This window comes from Pseudodesulfovibrio alkaliphilus (assembly GCF_009729555.1).
Taxonomy (GTDB): domain Bacteria; phylum Desulfobacterota; class Desulfovibrionia; order Desulfovibrionales; family Desulfovibrionaceae; genus Pseudodesulfovibrio; species Pseudodesulfovibrio alkaliphilus.
The window spans coordinates 134,013-150,583 of record NZ_WODC01000007.1 but is presented as its reverse complement, the minus strand read 5'-3'; the positions used below and the strand labels follow the sequence as shown (position 1 = coordinate 150,583).

General features: G+C 59.6%; 17 protein-coding genes. 9 read left to right on the top strand and 8 right to left on the bottom strand.

The window, feature by feature from the left end; all coding sequences use genetic code 11:
- Window positions 1–76: 76 nt before the first annotated feature.
- Entirely contained in the window at window positions 77–745 is a 669-nt protein-coding gene (locus GKC30_RS11410; protein ID WP_155934863.1) for an adenylate kinase, read from the top strand.
- Between the two features lie 148 nt (window positions 746–893).
- On the opposite strand, the gene secF is transcribed toward GKC30_RS11410, so the two are convergent.
- The 8 genes from secF to GKC30_RS11370 form a co-directional block, all read right to left on the bottom strand.
- Window positions 894–1,961 (bottom strand): protein translocase subunit SecF, encoded by a 1,068-nt coding sequence (secF, locus tag GKC30_RS11405; protein ID WP_155934862.1) that lies wholly within the window; start codon window positions 1,959–1,961, stop codon window positions 894–896.
- Between the two features lie 9 nt (window positions 1,962–1,970).
- Window positions 1,971–3,566: a protein translocase subunit SecD gene (gene secD / locus GKC30_RS11400; RefSeq protein WP_155934861.1), complete on the bottom strand. Its 1,596-nt coding sequence runs from the start codon at window positions 3,564–3,566 to the stop codon at window positions 1,971–1,973.
- A gap of 124 nt (window positions 3,567–3,690) precedes the next feature.
- A complete protein-coding gene (gene yajC, locus GKC30_RS11395) occupies window positions 3,691–4,041 on the bottom strand; it encodes a preprotein translocase subunit YajC (RefSeq protein ID WP_155934860.1) in 351 nt (116 codons plus the stop codon).
- Between the two features lie 45 nt (window positions 4,042–4,086).
- On the bottom strand, window positions 4,087–4,845 hold the full coding sequence (locus GKC30_RS11390; RefSeq protein WP_155934859.1) for a GltB/FmdC/FwdC-like GXGXG domain-containing protein: 759 nt from the start codon (window positions 4,843–4,845) through the stop codon (window positions 4,087–4,089).
- 1 nt (window position 4,846) lies between these two features.
- Entirely contained in the window at window positions 4,847–5,944 is a 1,098-nt protein-coding gene (locus GKC30_RS11385) for a class II glutamine amidotransferase (RefSeq protein ID WP_155934858.1), read from the bottom strand.
- Window positions 5,945–5,971: 27 nt separating this feature from the next.
- Window positions 5,972–7,261, bottom strand: coding sequence for an NAD(P)/FAD-dependent oxidoreductase (locus GKC30_RS11380; RefSeq protein WP_155934857.1), 1,290 nt, complete (start codon window positions 7,259–7,261; stop codon window positions 5,972–5,974).
- 30 nt (window positions 7,262–7,291) lie between these two features.
- A complete protein-coding gene (locus tag GKC30_RS11375) occupies window positions 7,292–7,738 on the bottom strand; it encodes a 4Fe-4S dicluster domain-containing protein (RefSeq protein ID WP_155934856.1) in 447 nt (148 codons plus the stop codon).
- A gap of 12 nt (window positions 7,739–7,750) precedes the next feature.
- Window positions 7,751–9,277: a glutamate synthase-related protein gene (locus tag GKC30_RS11370; protein WP_155934855.1), complete on the bottom strand. Its 1,527-nt coding sequence runs from the start codon at window positions 9,275–9,277 to the stop codon at window positions 7,751–7,753.
- A gap of 662 nt (window positions 9,278–9,939) precedes the next feature.
- Here GKC30_RS11370 and GKC30_RS11365 point away from each other — a divergent pair.
- From GKC30_RS11365 to GKC30_RS11330, 8 genes are all read left to right on the top strand, one after another.
- Window positions 9,940–10,086 carry a symporter small accessory protein gene (locus GKC30_RS11365; RefSeq protein WP_155934854.1) on the top strand — a complete coding sequence of 49 codons (147 nt, stop codon included), beginning with the start codon at window positions 9,940–9,942 and terminating at the stop codon, window positions 10,084–10,086.
- Entirely contained in the window at window positions 10,087–11,694 is a 1,608-nt protein-coding gene (locus GKC30_RS11360) for a sodium:solute symporter family protein (RefSeq protein ID WP_367614102.1), read from the top strand. It abuts the gene before it with no gap.
- Between the two features lie 134 nt (window positions 11,695–11,828).
- Complete coding sequence (gene dut / locus GKC30_RS11355) at window positions 11,829–12,287, top strand: dUTP diphosphatase (protein ID WP_155934853.1); 459 nt, start codon at window positions 11,829–11,831, stop codon at window positions 12,285–12,287.
- 21 nt (window positions 12,288–12,308) lie between these two features.
- The gene (locus GKC30_RS11350) at window positions 12,309–13,523 is read left to right on the top strand and encodes an aspartate aminotransferase family protein (RefSeq protein WP_155934852.1); all 1,215 of its coding nucleotides are present in this window, start codon (window positions 12,309–12,311) and stop codon (window positions 13,521–13,523) included.
- Window positions 13,524–13,591: 68 nt separating this feature from the next.
- Window positions 13,592–13,819, top strand: coding sequence for a hypothetical protein (locus GKC30_RS11345; RefSeq protein WP_155934851.1), 228 nt, complete (start codon window positions 13,592–13,594; stop codon window positions 13,817–13,819).
- Window positions 13,820–13,900: 81 nt separating this feature from the next.
- Complete coding sequence (locus GKC30_RS11340; protein ID WP_155934850.1) at window positions 13,901–14,776, top strand: 50S ribosomal protein L11 methyltransferase; 876 nt, start codon at window positions 13,901–13,903, stop codon at window positions 14,774–14,776.
- Window positions 14,773–15,432 carry an endonuclease III domain-containing protein gene (locus GKC30_RS11335; protein WP_155934849.1) on the top strand — a complete coding sequence of 220 codons (660 nt, stop codon included), beginning with the start codon at window positions 14,773–14,775 and terminating at the stop codon, window positions 15,430–15,432. The genes GKC30_RS11340 and GKC30_RS11335 overlap by 4 nt, the downstream gene beginning before the upstream one ends.
- Window positions 15,429–16,532 (top strand): murein hydrolase activator EnvC family protein, encoded by a 1,104-nt coding sequence (locus tag GKC30_RS11330; RefSeq protein ID WP_155934848.1) that lies wholly within the window; start codon window positions 15,429–15,431, stop codon window positions 16,530–16,532. Before GKC30_RS11335 ends, GKC30_RS11330 begins: the two co-directional genes overlap by 4 nt.
- The last annotated feature ends 39 nt before the right edge of the window (window positions 16,533–16,571 follow it).

The following is a 16,571-nucleotide window of genomic DNA, read 5'->3' as shown; positions in this document are numbered from 1 at the left end:
TATAAGAGCATGTGATCTTTTGCACAATGTATTGCCGCCTGTGCGGCATTGCGATTCATCATCAGGAGGAGTTTCCATGAACATTCTGATTTTCGGCCCCAACGGTTCCGGTAAAGGCACCCAGGGCACCCTGGCCAGGGACAAGTACGGTCTGGATCACATCGAGTCCGGTGCCATTTTCCGCAAGCACATCGGCGGCGGTACTGAGCTGGGCATGAAGGCCAAGGAATACATCAACAAGGGCGAACTGGTTCCTGATGACATCACCATTCCCATGGTTCTTGATGTCCTGGCAAGTTCCGACAAGAACGGCTGGCTCCTCGATGGCTTTCCCCGCTCCCTTGTCCAGGGCGAAAAGTTGTGGGAATCCCTGCAGAAAAGCGGCGAGAAGCTGGATTACGTCATTGAGATCAAGCTGCCTCGCGACATCGCCAAGGCCCGCATCATGGGTCGGCGTTTGTGTGAAAACAATCCCAATCACCCCAACAATGTCGGCATCCCGGCCATCGCACCTGATGGCGACAAATGCCGTGTCTGCGGCGGCGCCCTCTCTTCCCGTCAGGACGACCAGGATGCGGCCGCCATCGACCAGCGCCACGACATCTATTACGATGACAAGACCGGCACCATGGCCGCCTGCAACTTCTTCAAGAACATGAAGGACGGCGGCTTCAAGTACATTGAGCTTGACGGCGAGGATTCCATCACCGCCATCAAGGAATATCTGATGACCCAGCTCGTCTAGTCTCAACGGACAGGCTAAGTTCCGGCCCCTTCGGCGATAGTCGCCGGAGGGGCTTTTCGCTGTGGCGTCAGGTTGCCCTCTGCGTTTGAAAAAGAAGGGGGAAGGGCCAACTGGCCCTTCCCCCTCGGGTGTTCTATCGGATGCCTGCTTACGCTTGGCCTTCGCCCTCTGCAACAATGGAGGGACCAAAGCCCAGTAGGATGGGGCTGGCCACGAAGATGGAGGAGTAGGTGCCGACTCCGATGCCTATGAGCAGGGCCAGGGCGAAGTCGTGTATAACACTGCCTCCCAGCACGAACAGGCAGGCCACCACCATGAGCGTGGTCAGCGAGGTCATGAGGGTGCGCGAGAGGGTCTGGTTGATGCTTTCGTTGATGATCGAACGGAACCGTCTTGGGTCCTGCTGTGCCCGCGTGTTCTCGCGGATGCGGTCAAAGACGATGATGGTGTCGTTGAGGGAGTAGCCGATGATGGTCAGGAGTGCGGCGATGATGGTCAGGTCGAATTCCTTGCCCAAAATGGAGAACACGCCCACGGTAATGGTCACATCGTGGATGAGGGCCACCACCGCTCCCAAGGCATAGTTGAGCTTGAGATACCAGCATAAAGCCACGGTGATGAGCATGGCCATGACGATGAGCCAGCCCATATCCACACCGAACAGCCCGATGCCGTAAATGCTTCCGCCCAGGGCCGCGGCCATGATGGCGGCTGCGGTCCAGCGCTGCTCAAACCGGCCGGAGATGTACACCGCGATGATCAGCACGGCGTAGAACAGCGCTTCGAGCGCATGAGCGCGTAAATCCGCACCCACCTTGGGGCCGACCATCTCCAGGCGCTGGATTTGGTATCCTCCCTCGCCCAGCGGGCCGGCCAATGCGTCGGCCAGCATCGTACGCACCTGCTGCGAGGGGATGTCGGAGCTTGAAGTCCGAATGAGGTATTCATGGTCGTCGGCCATGCCCAAAGTCTGGACCACCAGTCCGGGCAGTTCGGTTTGTTCCAGGGCTCCCTTGAGCTGGGAGAGCTCAATGTCTTCCTGGACTTTGATTTGCACGATCATGCCGCCCGCAAAGTCGATGCCGTATTGCGGCCCGCCCTTGGCAAGCAGGGAGCCCAAGCCGGCCAGCACGAGCACGGCTGACAGGATAAAGGCGATCTTCCTGAAGCCGATGAAGTCGATGCGCGTATCGGGTTTGATTATCTGAAGTCCCATATCGTCCCCTTAAATGCTCAGCTTGGCGCTTTCGGAGCGGCTTTTGGTGTACAGGTCGAAGAAGATGCGCGACACGAAGATGGCCGTGAACATCGACGAGAGGATGCCCAGCGTCAAGGTGACGGCAAAGCCGCGAACCGGGCCGGTTCCGAACTGGTAGAGGATGATGGCCGCGATGACCGTGGTCACGTTGGCGTCGAGGATGGTCAGGGTGGCGCGTTCGTATCCTTCGGCAATGGCGGCTCGAACCGTGAGTCCGCGCCGCATCTCCTCGCGGATGCGTTCGAAGATGATGACGTTGGCGTCCACGGCCATGCCGATGGTCAGGATGATACCCGCGATGCCGGGCAGCGTCAGGGTTGCGCCGAACAGGGCCAGGCCGCTCATGATCAGCATGATGTTCAGGCATAGCACTATGTCGGCCACCAGTCCGGCAAAGCCGTAGTAGATGATCATGAAGGCGAGGACAAGGGCCATGCCCACCAGCGCTGCGGTGATGCCCTTGTCGATGGACTCCTGGCCCAGGGACGGACCGACCGTGCGCTGCTCCATGATAACTACCGGCGCGGGCAAAGAGCCCGCCCGCAGAACCACGGCCAGATCCCGAGCCTCTTCGTTGGTGAAGTTGCCGGTGATGGATGCCTTGCCGCCGCTGATCCGCTCCTGAATGACCGGGGCCGAATGGACCTTGCCGTCCAGGACTATGGCCATGCGCTTGTTGACATTCTCGCCTGTCAGATTGGCGAAGATGGTGCCGCCTCTGGTATTGAAGGAGATGGCGACATAGGGTTTGTTCCACTGGTCGAGTTGCACACGGGCATCGGTGATGTATTCACCTGTGAGCACGGCATCACGCCTGAGAACTATGGGGGATTCACTCTGGCCGCCGCCCGGATGGGTGGTGATCAGGGTCGAAAGTTCACGGCCTGGCGCCAGTACGCCCACAAGCGCTTTCTCGATGTCCGCCGAATCGTCCACCATCTTGAATTCGAGGTGGGCAGTCTGGCCGACGATATTGATGGCGCGTTCGGGGTCCTGGAGTCCGGGCAGCTGCACCTGGATACGGTTGTCCTGCTGACGACGAATGTCCGGTTCGGCCACACCGAACTGATCGATGCGGTTGCGGATGGTCTTGATGGCCTGATCCATGGTCAGCCGGGTCAATTCGTCCCGATACTGTGGAGAGACGGAAAGCAGATATCTGACTTTGCCGTCACCCATGTTCCGCGCCTCTTCAATGGTGAAGGGGCTGTATTTCTCTATCACCGAATCAAAATCGCTCTTCTGCTCGCTTTTGATCAGGACCACCTCGAGTCTTGAGGACGAGAGCACGTTGGGACGCAGGACGAAGATATCCTCGTCTCTGGCCGTGGCCCTGAGGTCGTCGCCCAGGCGCGAGAGATTGTTGTGCATGGCGGTGTCCATGTCGACGCCCAGCGTCAGGTGGATGCCGCCCTTGAGATCGAGACCGAGGCTGACGGTATCTTCCGGCAGCAACGTACCCAGCGGCGACTGCTTGACGCTGGGGATGGACGGCAGCATGTAGGCCAGTCCGAGAACCAGAACGGCCAGGGTTACGAAGATTCTTAGGCGCAGACTCTGCATGAAAACTCCCTATGATGCGAACATGTTGCAGCCGGACAAGGGGTGTGGACAAACACAAGCGCGGACCGGGCCACGCTGGTCGTGGTCCGGTCCGCACGGAAGTCCGGTTTGCTGGCTGTCAAGCCTACTTCTTGTTGTCTGCTGCGGAAACGCCGTCCTTGTCGGCGACGAAACCGCGCTTGATCACGACATTGACACCGGCGGCGATCTCGATGGTCAGGTTGTCGCCGTCGATATCGACGATGGTACCCAGGATGCCGCCGTTGGTCCACACCTTGTCGCCCTTCTTGAGTGAGTCGAGCATGGCCCTGTGCATCTTTTGCTTTTTCTGCTGCGGCCGGATGAGCAGGAAGTAGAAAATGGCGAACATGAGCACCAGCATCGGCAGCGGTCCGCCGAGGATGCCGCCGAGGCCGCCAGCCTCTCCGCCGCCTTGGGGCGGTGCCATTGCGTAGGCTATGGAATCGAAGAACATGGGTCCTCCCGGGAAGGGATAAGGGTTTTCACTGTCTCGAAGCGACTAGCAGGGAACGTAGAGGTTCCCGTAAGGCCGATGCGAGAACGGTCGAATTTTGACGAAGTTCTCGCTCATAATTTCCTTGCTGTCCAGCTTCAATTCCTTGGCGTAGTCCTCGACCAGGGCACCGATGACCTTCAGGTCTTCAGAGTCCACAGGTTGCGCTTGCAGGCCGGGTCCGAGCTGATGATCGGGCACCTCGCCTCGGACGTAGATCACGCCGCCGTGCATGCCAGTGCCCAGGCTTCGTCCGGCAACAGGCGCATCAGGCTTATCAGAAAACATCCCCAAGAGCAAAATAATTCCGCCAGCCATATATTCTCCGAGGAAGTCCCCTGCCTTGCCGCCGACCACGATCTTGGGCTGATGGTCGAGGTATGCCTTCATGTGGATGCCAACACGGTAGCCGACATCGCCTCTGATGAAGATTTCGCCCCCGCGCATGGCGTAGCCGATAACGTCTCCGGCGATACCTTCTATGACGATGCGTCCTCCGTCCATGGTGTTGCCCACGCCGTCCTGGGCGTTGTTACGCACCCGGATTTTCGGTCCGCGCATGAAGGCCGCCAAATCCTGACCCGGAACGCCATGAATGTCGAAGGTCAGGTCGCCTTCGAGCGCAGTGGCCAGGTAGCGCTGGCCGTTGCATTCCGTGATGACGAAATCCGTGACACCCTCGCGGACCAGGGCGCGGATTTCCTCATTGAATTGTTTGTAATAAGTACGGCCCGCCACCAGTGTTTTCTGCTGTCTTGTGGTCATGCTAGCCCTCCAAGTCCACGATAACGGGTTCGCCCGCCTTGGGCATCCAGACTCTGTCCAACTCGGGGCAGACATCGCGCACCGCCGATTCCTCGCTGGACATGAAGACCATGTCGTCTTTTTCCGCCACCAGCAGCGGCCGCAGCTTGATGCGGTCATTGAGGCCCATGAGCCGCGTATTGTCGGCCACGAGGATGGCAAAGGGGCCGTTGAGCATGGCCGGGCCGTAGGTGGCGCGTAGCGCGGTGTACAGTTCCCTGTCAGCCTCGTCCATGCGTTCTATCTCGTCCCAGAAAGGCGGGGCAAAGCATTTTGCAGCCATTTCCCAGGAGAGGCCGTGCTTGCGGATGAGCATGTCCAATTCGTAGGCCACCACCTCGGTATCGGTCATCATGGTGCACAGGTAGTCGTGCTCGCACAGGTAGCGGCGGTTGATGCCGTAGGAAGAGATCTCGCCGTTATGAACGATGGACCAATTGAGAATGGTAAAGGGGTGCGCCCCGCCCCACCAGCCGGGAGTGTTGGTGGGAAATCGATTATGGCCGGTCCAGATGTAGGCGCTGTATTCCTCCAGGCGGAAGAAGTCGGCGATGTCCTCGGGAAAGCCCACCCCCTTGAATGCACCCATGTTCTTGCCGCTTGAGACCACAAAGGCGCCGGGTACCGAGGTGTTGATCTTCATGACCACGGCCACCACATAGTCCTCCTCGGGCAGTTCGGAGAACTCGTTGACCGGCTTTTCCGGCACGGTGACGAAATAGCGGTTGAACTTGGGCGGCCGGGGGATGGAAAGCACCCGGCGGGTGGGAATGGGTTCGAAATGGTGCAGATCGAAATAGTTTCGCAGCAGTTTTTCGGACCCCTCGATGGCTGATTCGTCATCGCACATCATATGAAAGCAGTAGCTGTCGGCGTGGTCAGGATAGATGCCATAGGCAGCAAACCCACCGCCCAAACCGTTGCCCCGGTCATGCATGCAGGTCATGGCCGCGATGGGCATCTCGCCCGATATCAGGCCGCGCTTTTTGTGGATGACGCCGAATATGCCGCATCCGGATATATCTTTTTGAAAATCATGAAACCGTTCAGGCGCTTTCATTCTATTCTCCATGCGTCCCGGCAGGGACTAGCTGTCTTGATCGTGGTTCCCGGGGTTCCATGTCTCGCGGAAAAAATCATCGGGCCACATGAGCACATCCGGCTCGCCCGCCATGAGTTGTCTGCGCGACTCTTCGGGGATGGGCATCTGGAATTTGACAAAGGCCGTGTACATGCCCGCCATATCGATGTCGCCCACCAGCACGTAGCCCACAAGGTGGTCATCCTGAAACACGAGCTTGCGATAGCTCTTTTTCTTCTCGTCCAACACGGCGGATATCCGGTAGGAACCGTCGTCCTCGGGCGGGTTGACCGTGCCCACCGAGATGGTCGGCAGTCCGTAGAAACTGATGGAGTTCATGGCCAGGCTGCCCAGGAAACGGACAGTGTCACCAGCCATGTTCTTCCCGGCGCAGAATCCCTGGTTGTAGGCATTGGTCCAGATGGGAATGACCCGGTCGTCGCCGTAGAGCAGATCCCTGGCCTGGGCCACATCGCCCGCCGCATAAACGTCCGGGGCGCTGGTTCGCATGTGGTCGTCCACCCTGATGCCCCGGTCCACCTCGATGCCGGACGCCTTTGCCAGTCCATAGTCGGGCACCACGCCGATGGCGATGACCACCACGTCGGTCTGGAGAAAGTCTCCGTCGGTCAGATGGACGCCTTTGATGTTGCCCGCGCTGTCGCGCTGAATCTCCTTGGCCGAAACGCCGCAACGCACGTCCAGGCCCACTTCCGCCAGCCTGTTTCCGGCAAGGGATGCGGCGTTTTCGTCAAAGGCGAGGCTGAGGATGCGCGGCGAGAGTTCAAGGATTGTCACCTCCACGCCGCGGTCAAAGAGCGACTCGCCCGCCTTGAGACCGATGAGCCCGCCGCCGATGACCACGGCCCGCTTGATCTCGCGGGCCTTGGAGATGAGGGTCTGGGCATGGGAAAGATTGGTGAAGTTGTAGACATCCTTTCCATCGGCCCCTGGAATGGGCGGGGTGAACGGGATGCCGCCAGTGGCAACCAGCAGGTTCTCGTAGCCGATGCTCTCGCCCGAGTCGGTGGTCACTGTCCTGGCCTTGGTGTCGATGGCCGTGACCGTGGTGCCGAGTTTGAGGGTGACGTTACTCTTTTTGTAGAATTCCGCAGGTCTCAGCGAGAGCCTGTCAGGACCGATCTTGCCCGCAAGCAGATAAGAAATGAGCGGGCGGCCATAGGCCGGTGAATCCTCGGATCCGATGACCAGTATCTCGTTTTCGGCATCGACCTTGCGGATGCCCTCGATGGCCCCGATGGAGGCGATGCCGTTGCCTATGATGACGTATTTCATTTGTTGACCTCGTGGATTGCTGTCGTCGGGCTATCGTTCCTCGTACTTGAGCGCCGCATTGGGGCAGGCCTGGACGCAGGCCGGGCCTTCGGCCCTGCCCTCGCACAGGTCGCACTTGACGATCTTGTTCTCAATGGGATGTCTGCGGATGGCTCCATAGGGGCAGGCCATGAGACAGGACCAGCAGCCCACGCACTTATCGCGGTCGTACACGGTGCGGCCTGTCTCCGGGTCCTTGTGCAGTCCCCCCGAGATGCAGGCCGCCACGCAGGAGGGCTCGTCGCAATGACGGCAGCTGATGGCCACGCAGGTGTCCCCCTTCTCGAAGACCCGCTTGCAGGGAGACAGGCCGCTCGAGGTCCGCTCGTCGCGATAGGCGATGATCAGGTCCTGGCTGGTCGAGTGGGCGGTGATGCAGGCCAGCTCGCACAGGTGGCAGCCTATACAGTATTCCTTGTCCGGGTAGACTCTTTTCATGGCGTTCTCCGTCTAGCGCCCGGCGTGTTTGATGCCGAGGATGTCGAGTTCGGTGTCGGAGAGGCCCACTCCGCGCAGCTTGTCGCGGTTGCCGCGCAGGCTTTCTATGGAGTTGAGCCCCATGCCGCCGAGCATCTCCTCAATCTCGTGACCCCAGGCGCGAATCAGGTTGGTCAGCTTCTTGGCCGCGATGTCCGGGTTCTGGCGTTTGGAGAGTTTGGGATCGTTGGTGGCGATACCCCAGGGACACTTGCCCGTATAGCAGCGGCCGCAGATGGTGCAGCCCACGGCGATGAGGGTGGCGGTGCCGATGTAGACCGCGTCCGCGCCCAGGGCGATGGCCTTGACCACATCAGCCGAGCAGCGGATGCCGCCCGCAGCCACTATGGATGCCTGATTGCGGATGCCTTCATCGCGCAGCCGCTGGTCCACCTGGGCCAGAGCCAGCTCGATGGGGATGCCGACATTGTCTCGGATCATGGCCGGGGCTGCTCCTGTCCCGCCGCGCATGCCGTCGATGGTCACGATGTCCGCTCCCGCCCTGACGATACCCGAGGCGATGGCGGCCACGTTGTGCACGGCAGCGATCTTGACCGCCACCGGCACTTTGTATTCCGAGGCCTCCTTGAGGGCGAAAATAAGCTGGAGGAGATCCTCGATGGAATAGATGTCGTGGTGCGGGGCCGGAGAAATGGCGTCTGACCCGATGGGGACCATGCGCGTCTCAGACACCTTGTCATTGATCTTTTCGCCGGGCAAATGGCCGCCGATGCCGGGCTTGGCCCCCTGCCCCACCTTGATTTCGATGCCCGCCCCTGCCTTGAGGTAGTCGAGATGGACGCCGAAGCGCCCCGATGCCACCTGGACAATGGTGTTTTTGCCGTACTTGTAGAGGGACTTGTGCAGCCCGCCCTCGCCAGTGTTGTATACCACGCCGGTTTCCGTGGCGGCGCGGGCCATGGCCTGATGCAGATTGAAATTGATGGCCCCGAAGCTCATCGCCGCGAACATGATGGGCACTTCAAGCTTGATTTGCGGCGAGAGCTTCGTCTGCAGAGACACATTGCCGTTTTTGTCGTTTTTGACAGAGAGCTGCCTGGGCTTTGCCCCGAGGAAGGTCTTGAGCTCCATGGGCTCGCGCAACGGGTCGATAGACGGGTTGGTCACCTGGCTGGCGTCCAGAAGCATGCGGTCCCAATACACAGGGATGTCCACCGGGGAGCCCATGCCCGCCAGCAGTACGCCGCCCGTATCCGCCTGTTTGTAGATATTTTGTAAAAAGACCGGCCGCCAGAGTTTATTGGTTCTAAAATCCGAAGGCTTGTTGCGGATATTCAGTGCAGAAGTGGGACAGAGCGCCTCGCATCGATGGCAGCCAATACATTTGGTGTTGTCGTGAGCGACCTTCTGCCGGGCCTCGTCAAAGAAATGTGCCTGGTAGGAACATTGACGGACGCAGACCTTGCAGTTGATGCACAGGTCCGGGTCACGGTCAATGCAAAACTCATGGTAGTTTTTGTTGAGGGGTTGAAACAGCAAGGCGGGTATCCTCTTTGCGTTTGGTTGCCGAAAAAGTCATCGTTTGGACTAAATGACGGGGCCGCCGTTTCTCTGATTTCACAATTAGGGCAAACGCCACAATTGCAGGGGAGCAACAAAAGCACATGTAAGCCAAATCTGTCAAGAAAACTTTTATCCACCTAAAATCATAGGTTTTTATTTTGTCAAACCCGGCATAGACCAACGGCCGAAGTGGTTGCTTCGTTGTTCTCGGACTCGGTGCATACCCCTGACGATCTCAGGTTAACGAGGCATTCCGCCTCGGCTTGGTTGGTTTTTGCTACAAATTTGTCGTTGAAAGGTTTGCTTCACGGCGTCCTTCGTTCTCCCTGCACTCCACATAAAGCCTCGATGAACGACGAAGGCAATGATATTGTGTAAATCATCCGGGAACGACACTTGACTCCTTTTACTGTTTTGCGTAATGAGCATCGCATGAACTCTGACCACAACCGCTTTGGCTGCTTTTTCTTTTTTGGCTTCCGCTTTTTTAGAAGCGCCAGCGGTCTTGGGGTGTGCGAGTAGTCACTGAGTAAGGATTTACAGACACAACGAGGGCCGCGGGCATACAGCCGGCGGCCCTCGTTTTTTTGATTCCGCCGACTGGCCCGGGGCGAACACAACACGAGGAGAGAGCTGACATGATGATGGGACTAGGCAGCGCCGAGATCGCCCTGGCTTTCTGGCTGAGCATCGGTTCGGCGGCATTGTGCGTCGTGTACGGAATTGTGAACTGGAACAACAAGGGAGCGGAGCCGGGACGGGCTGCGTCTGAGGAGGATGCGTAGGTGGAAGGCAAGATATTCGGCATCCTTGTCTACCTTGTGGGCATCTTCTACCTCGGCTACAAGGCTTGGAAAGTCACCAGAAAACCCACTGACTACATGCTTGCCGGGCGGCAGATGAGCCCCTTTGTGCTGGCCATGTCTTACGGCGCAACCTTTGTCTCCACCTCGGCCATCATCGGGTTTGGGGGCGTGTCGGGCATGTTTGGCATGTCCATGCTCTGGCTTACTTTTTTGACTATTTTCGTGGGTGTTTTCGTTGCCATGATCGTTTTTGGCAAGCGCACCCGGCGTATGGGTCTGGCCCTCAATTGTCAGACCTTTCCCGAACTGCTGGGCAGGCGTTATCGCTCCAAGTTCATCCAGCAGTTCTCGGGGGTGCTCATTTTTTTGTTCATGCCCATCTATGCGGCGGCGGTGCTCATCGGCATCTGCCGCATGCTGGAAGTGGCCTTCCCCATGATCAGCTATGGCGCGTGGCTCCTTGTGGTCACCGCGCTGGTGGCCGTGTACGTGGTCACTGGCGGCCTCAAGGCGGTCATGTACACTGACGCTTTTCAAGGCAGCATCATGGCCGTGATGATGCTCTTCCTCGTCGTCACAACCTATGCTTTGCTTGGCGGGGTCGGCAACGCCCACCAGGCCCTGACCGACATGGCCGCCCTGGTGCCCGAAAAGCTCACGGCAGGCGGCATGAACGGTTGGACCCAGGGGCCGGATGTCAAGTCGCCTATCGGACTGACCATCTATACCACGCTGGTCTACGGCGTGGGCCTTGGCGTACTCGCCCAGCCTCAGTTGGCAGTCCGCTACATGACCGTGCCCTCGGACCGCGAACTCAACAGGGCCGTAGCCATCGGCGGCATCTTCATTCTTTTGCTGACCGGCGTGGCCTTTGTGGTCGGCGCCCTGTCCAACGTCGTTTTCCACGACAGGTTCGGCGAGATCGCCATAAACATGGCCGGCGGCAACTTCGACCGGATCATTCCCCTGTATATCGACCGGATCATGCCTGGATGGTTTTCAGGGCTGTTCCTGGTGGCCATGTTCGCGGCGGCCATGTCCACCATGAGCTCCCAGTACCATGTGAGCGGCACCTCCTTGGCCCGCGACTTCCTTGAGCAGCATGTGACCATCGGCAACGGAGGGTCGAGCATGAAGCTCAACCAGCTTGGCGTGACCGTCGCGGTCTTCGCCACCCTGATCTGGGCCTGGGTGTTGCCGGGCAACATCATCGCCAGGGCCACGGCTTTCTTCTTCGGCCTTTGCGCCGCCTCCTTCCTGCCCATATACCTGCTGGGACTCTACTGGAAAGGCATGACCAAGATTGCGGCCAAGGTCTCCATGGTCGGCGGCTTCGCGGTATCCATGTTCTGGCTGCTTTTTGTCCATCTCCAGGAGTCGGCGGCCATCGGCCTGTGCGAGGCGCTGACCGGCAAGCCCTCCCTGGCAGTGGTCGGAGAGCCCGGCACCTGGCTGTGGCTGATGCAATGGGTGGACCCCAACGTTGTCGCCCTGCCCGTGTCCATGGTGCTGGCCGTGGGCGTCAGTCTGGCTACCCGAAGCATGGAGCGAGAGCACCTCGACCTCTGCTGGGACGGCCTGTGTTGATGCGTTGACATTCTTCAGTCAACAGGAGCGCCGGAGCATGACAGCCCGGCGCTCCTGTTCGCTTCCGCAATTGACAGCCGCACGGAATCGGCCCAATAAACACCCCAGCAAATCACAAGGATCGGTTCGACGATATGAAAAAAATTGATGTCAATGTCGAGTTTCTGCACCCCGTGTGGGAGGAACACCGCCTCGCTTACGCCACAGAGCTCTCGGCAGGGCTTGATCTGCGGGCCTGCATTGACGGGGATGAACTGGAATTCGGCCCCGGAGAAAAAAAGACCGTGCCGGCCGGGCTGGCCATCGAAATTCGCGAGCCGGGTGTGGCCGGATACGTCTTTTCGCGGAGCGGACTCGGTACGCGTGAGGGCCTGACCGTCAGTCAGGGGGTCGGCGTTATCGACCCGGATTATCGGGGCGAGATCAAGGTCTCGCTGCTCAACACCTCGGGAGAAGTCCGACGAATCAGGCGCGGACAGCGCATTGCCCAGTTGGTGTTCATGCCCGTGTTTCAGGCCGTCGTCACTGCCGTCAGGGAACTGGGCGCTACGGATCGCGGGGCTGGAGGCTTCGGGTCCACCGGAAAACTCTAAATAGCCAGAACGAGAACCACAATGAACCATAATTTCGACGCTATGGTCAAACGGGAGCAATCCCTTCTTTGCAACACCTACGGCCGGTATCCCCTGGCCGTGTCACGGGCCAAGGGATGCAGGCTATACGATCTGGACGGCCGGGAATATCTCGATTTTCTTTCAGGCATTGCCGTGTGCAGCCTTGGACACAGCCGGGAAGATCTGGCCGATGTCATGGCCGAGCAGGCCCGCAAGCTGGTCCACGTCAGTAATCTTTTTTATCAGGAGCCGCAGCTTGATCTGGCCGAAAGGCTTCTGGCCACCTGCGCGGCGGGCAAGGTCTTCTTCTGCAATTCCGGAGCGGAAGCCAACGAGGGAGCCATCAAGCTCGCCCGCCGCTACATGCACCGGGTCAGAAACGAGGACCGGCACGAGATCATCACCCTCGAAAAGTCCTTTCATGGCCGCACCCTGTCCACCCTGACCGCCACCGGGCAGACCGGCCCCATCAAGGACGGCTACGATCCGTTGCCCCAGGGGTTTGTCACCGTGCCCTTTGGCAATATCAACGCCCTACGCGGGGCCATCGGTGCCAACACTGCGGCCATCATGATCGAAATGATCCAGGGAGAGGGAGGTGTGCGTCCCCTGCCCTCGGATTACGCGGCAGACATCGCGGCGCTGTGCCGCGAAAACGGTCTCCTGCTCATCGTGGACGAGGTCCAGACCGGCATGTGCCGGACGGGCCGCTTCTGGGCGCACCAACACTATGGGCTGATCCCGGACATCTTCACCTCCGCCAAGGCATTGGCCAACGGCCTGCCCATGGGGGCAGTGCTCTGCTCTGACGAAGTGGCCAAGGGGTTCACTCCCGGCTCCCACGCCACGACCTTTGGCGGGGGCGGAGTCGTCTCGGCTGTTGCCGCCCGTGTCGTGGAGATCATGGTCGGTGAGAAAATGGCCGAACGCGCCCTTGAGATGGGCGTCTATGCACGGACCCAGGCTGAGGGGCTCATGGTCAGGCATCCCGGCAAGATCGCCGGAACACGCGGCCTTGGCCTGCTCTTTGGCATCGAATTGTCCTGTGACGGCCCGGCGGTGTGGAAAGGGTTGCTTGAGCGCGGCATGGTCTGCAATCTGGCCCAGGGCAAGGTCCTGCGGCTGGTTCCGCCTCTGACCATCGAAAAGGATGACATCAAGGCATTCATGAACGCCTTGGATGAGGTGCTGGCCACGGTGGACCCGGCGGCCTGACCCATTGCTCCCCGGTCCGCCTTGACCCTGTCGGAACGAGGGGGTAGTGAAGGATGCAGGAGTCCGGCATGAGTAGCATCGACCCCATTGATCCCATGGGCGGATACGCGCCCCTGGCTGACGAGGAGCGTCAGGTCATGCTCTCGCCCGCCCAGCTCAAGCCGGAAACCACGATGCCCGACGAGCAGGCCCTGGCCCCGCTGGCCAGAGCCAGGGAGGAGAGCCGGGACCAGCAGACCACGGTGCAGGATTTTCAATATACGGGAAAAGGCGCGTTCATCGACAAGGTGTTTTAGATGACCGCAACATCGCAACGACAATCCGGCCGGGAACGAGCGTTCCCGGCCGTGTCATGTTTCACAGCCGGAGGCGTTTTCATGTCCACCCTTCTCAAGATCGAATTTACTATTTCCGAAGAGGAGGCCGACGAGGCCGGGGTCTTCATCGCCGCCAGGGTGCCCCACGGTTGGGAGGAAACACCGGATGGGGACGGCCGCCGCATCACCCTGTATCTTGAGGACCATCCTCTGGCCATGGAAATGGTCAAGGCCTTTGAGGCACGATTTCCCGGCTCGGGCGTTCGCTGGTCCGAACAGGAGTCCGAGAACTGGGCCATGGCCTGGAAGGATTTTTTCAATCCGGTCAATTGTGGCGGCACCTTCACCATCCTCCCTCCCTGGCTTGAGAACGGCAGCGAGAATGGCACCACTCACATCGTCATTGAGCCCAAGATGGCTTTTGGCACGGGCCACCACCCCACCACCTCGCTGTGTCTGACCACCATCGGCGAGCTTGCAGGGAGGAAAGCCATCGCACCGGGTGGAGCCTTCCTTGATCTCGGCACCGGCTCCGGCATCCTGGGCATCGGACTTGCCAAGCTCGGGCTCACCGGCATCGGCCTGGACACGGATCCCCAGGCCGTCGTCTGCGCCAGGGAGAACATCGAGGCCAACGGGGTGGGCTCGGCCATGTGCACGGCCGTAGGAAGCATTGATTGCCTGGACCCCGGCCTGCCCTTCGACATTGTGGTGGCCAACATTCTCTCCGGCCCACTCATCGAGATGGCGGGCGACATTCTGGCTCATGTGCGTCCTGGGGGCTGCCTTATCCTCTCGGGCATCCTGGCTGACAGGCAAAAGGATGCCGTGGCTGAAACCTACATGCGCCTTGGCATCGGCAAGCCTGCCATCGTCGTTGAAGGAGAATGGGCCTGCCTTGTCTGGGACCGGGTCGGAGGGCACCGACGGCCATGAACCGGGCCGCGATCATAAACGGCATGTACGAGGCCATGCACGCCGCACTCGGCCCGAGCCGATGGTGGCCGGGCGACACGCCGTTCGAGATCGCGGTGGGAGCCATTCTTACCCAGAATACCAACTGGGGAAACGTCGAAAAGGCCATCGCCAACCTCAAGGCCCGTGAGCTGCTCTCGGCCCGGGCCATGCTCGCCCTTGATCCGGCGGAACTGGCCGGGTTGATCCGACCGGCGGGCTACTACAATATCAAGACGGCCCGTTTGCGCAATTTTCTCTTTTTTCTCAAGGATGAGGCGGCGTTCGAGATTGAATCGCTCAAAGTTCATGTACTGGATGAACTTCGCGACAAGCTCCTCGCCGTCAGCGGTATCGGGCCGGAAACGGCAGATTCGATCCTTCTCTATGCCCTTGAAATGCCAACTTTTGTCGTGGATGCCTACACCCACCGTTTGATGCGTCGTCACGGGCTTGTTCACGATGAGATTGATTACCATGAATTACGCGCCCTTTTCATGGACGCCCTGCCCGAGGATGTGGCACTCTACAACGAATACCACGCCCTTATTGTCCGTACGGGCAAGGAGTGGTGCCGGAAGAAGACCGGACTGTGTGCGGCCTGCCCTCTGCAACCCTTTCTTGATATATGCCCATGACCAAATCCTTCCTGTCCGCCCTGCTCTGCCTCTGCCTCGTCTGGACTCCCGTTCAGGCCGAGGAGACCGGACAATCGCTGCACGAGAGCCTGCAACAGGAGCATCGCCGGGCCGATCAGCGCGAACAGGAGGTGCGCAAGCTCACGGAACAGGCGGGAAAACTGTCTACCAGCATCTCGGGCATTGAGCGCGAGATGGCCGACCTGCTCAAGCGGATTGCGGCCCAGGAGGCGGAGCTCAATTCCCTCCGGCAAGCCGAACGTGCAGCCCGCGAGGAGCATACTGTGCTTGAGAAGGAGAAGCAGCGGATTTCCCAGGAATTGGCCGGACTGGTCCGCTCGCTGTGGCCTGTGCATTTGCAGTCGGCGCGTTCGCGTTTCGAAGGGGTGGACAGTTGGGACGAGTTCGACCGTCGGAAAAACTGGCTGGCAGACATTTATGAAGCCACTCGGGCGCGTTTCGAAGAGGCCAGGATCAATGCGGAGCGTATCGCCGCGAATCTCGAGCGTCAGAGAACCCTTGAACAGGAGGCCGAGGCGCAACTGGCCCGGGTCAACCTGACCAAGGACCGGCTCCTTGACAGGCAGCACGCCCTGCGCCGCAACCTGCGAAGCGTCACCCGGCAACGCGAGGATGCCGAGGCCGAACTCACGGCTATTCTTTCATCCATCGAGAGTCTCAAATACCAGTTGCAATCCCAGAAAACCAAACGGTTCGACCTGTACAAGCGGACGCTCCCCTGGCCTGTGCGCGGCCGCCTCGTGGCCGACTACGCCCCAGGGGCGAACCCTCCGGTGCGCGGACTCGGTCTGGGAGCCCGGGAGGCTGAAACCGTGCGTTCCGTTTTCTGGGGAAAGGTGGTGCACAACGACACTCTGCGCGGATTCGGGCATGTGGTCATCGTCTACCACGGTCACGATTATTACAGTTTGTACGCATACTTGTCCGATACCCATGTGCTCAACGGTCAGGAGGTTGAAAAGGATGAGCCCCTGGGGGTGGTGGGCTACTACCCGGCAGCCGATGGGCCTGGACTGTATTTTGAATTGCGTTTTCATCAAAAACCAATTAACCCGAAAGTTTGGTTAACGTCGCCATAATGAATCATGCCAGACACGCGCTTGCGTTGCGTGTCCAGC

Coding starts and splice junctions, on each gene's coding strand:
- GKC30_RS11410 (WP_155934863.1), top strand. CDS start 77: ATGAACATTCTGATTTTCGGCCCCAACGGTTCCGGTAAAGGCACCCAG.
- secF (WP_155934862.1), bottom strand. CDS start 1,961: ATGGGACTTCAGATAATCAAACCCGATACGCGCATCGACTTCATCGGC.
- secD (WP_155934861.1), bottom strand. CDS start 3,566: ATGCAGAGTCTGCGCCTAAGAATCTTCGTAACCCTGGCCGTTCTGGTT.
- yajC (WP_155934860.1), bottom strand. CDS start 4,041: ATGTTCTTCGATTCCATAGCCTACGCAATGGCACCGCCCCAAGGCGGC.
- GKC30_RS11390 (WP_155934859.1), bottom strand. CDS start 4,845: ATGACCACAAGACAGCAGAAAACACTGGTGGCGGGCCGTACTTATTAC.
- GKC30_RS11385 (WP_155934858.1), bottom strand. CDS start 5,944: ATGAAAGCGCCTGAACGGTTTCATGATTTTCAAAAAGATATATCCGGA.
- GKC30_RS11380 (WP_155934857.1), bottom strand. CDS start 7,261: ATGAAATACGTCATCATAGGCAACGGCATCGCCTCCATCGGGGCCATC.
- GKC30_RS11375 (WP_155934856.1), bottom strand. CDS start 7,738: ATGAAAAGAGTCTACCCGGACAAGGAATACTGTATAGGCTGCCACCTG.
- GKC30_RS11365 (WP_155934854.1), top strand. CDS start 9,940: ATGATGATGGGACTAGGCAGCGCCGAGATCGCCCTGGCTTTCTGGCTG.
- dut (WP_155934853.1), top strand. CDS start 11,829: ATGAAAAAAATTGATGTCAATGTCGAGTTTCTGCACCCCGTGTGGGAG.
- GKC30_RS11350 (WP_155934852.1), top strand. CDS start 12,309: ATGAACCATAATTTCGACGCTATGGTCAAACGGGAGCAATCCCTTCTT.
- GKC30_RS11345 (WP_155934851.1), top strand. CDS start 13,592: ATGAGTAGCATCGACCCCATTGATCCCATGGGCGGATACGCGCCCCTG.
- GKC30_RS11340 (WP_155934850.1), top strand. CDS start 13,901: ATGTCCACCCTTCTCAAGATCGAATTTACTATTTCCGAAGAGGAGGCC.
- GKC30_RS11335 (WP_155934849.1), top strand. CDS start 14,773: ATGAACCGGGCCGCGATCATAAACGGCATGTACGAGGCCATGCACGCC.
- GKC30_RS11330 (WP_155934848.1), top strand. CDS start 15,429: ATGACCAAATCCTTCCTGTCCGCCCTGCTCTGCCTCTGCCTCGTCTGG.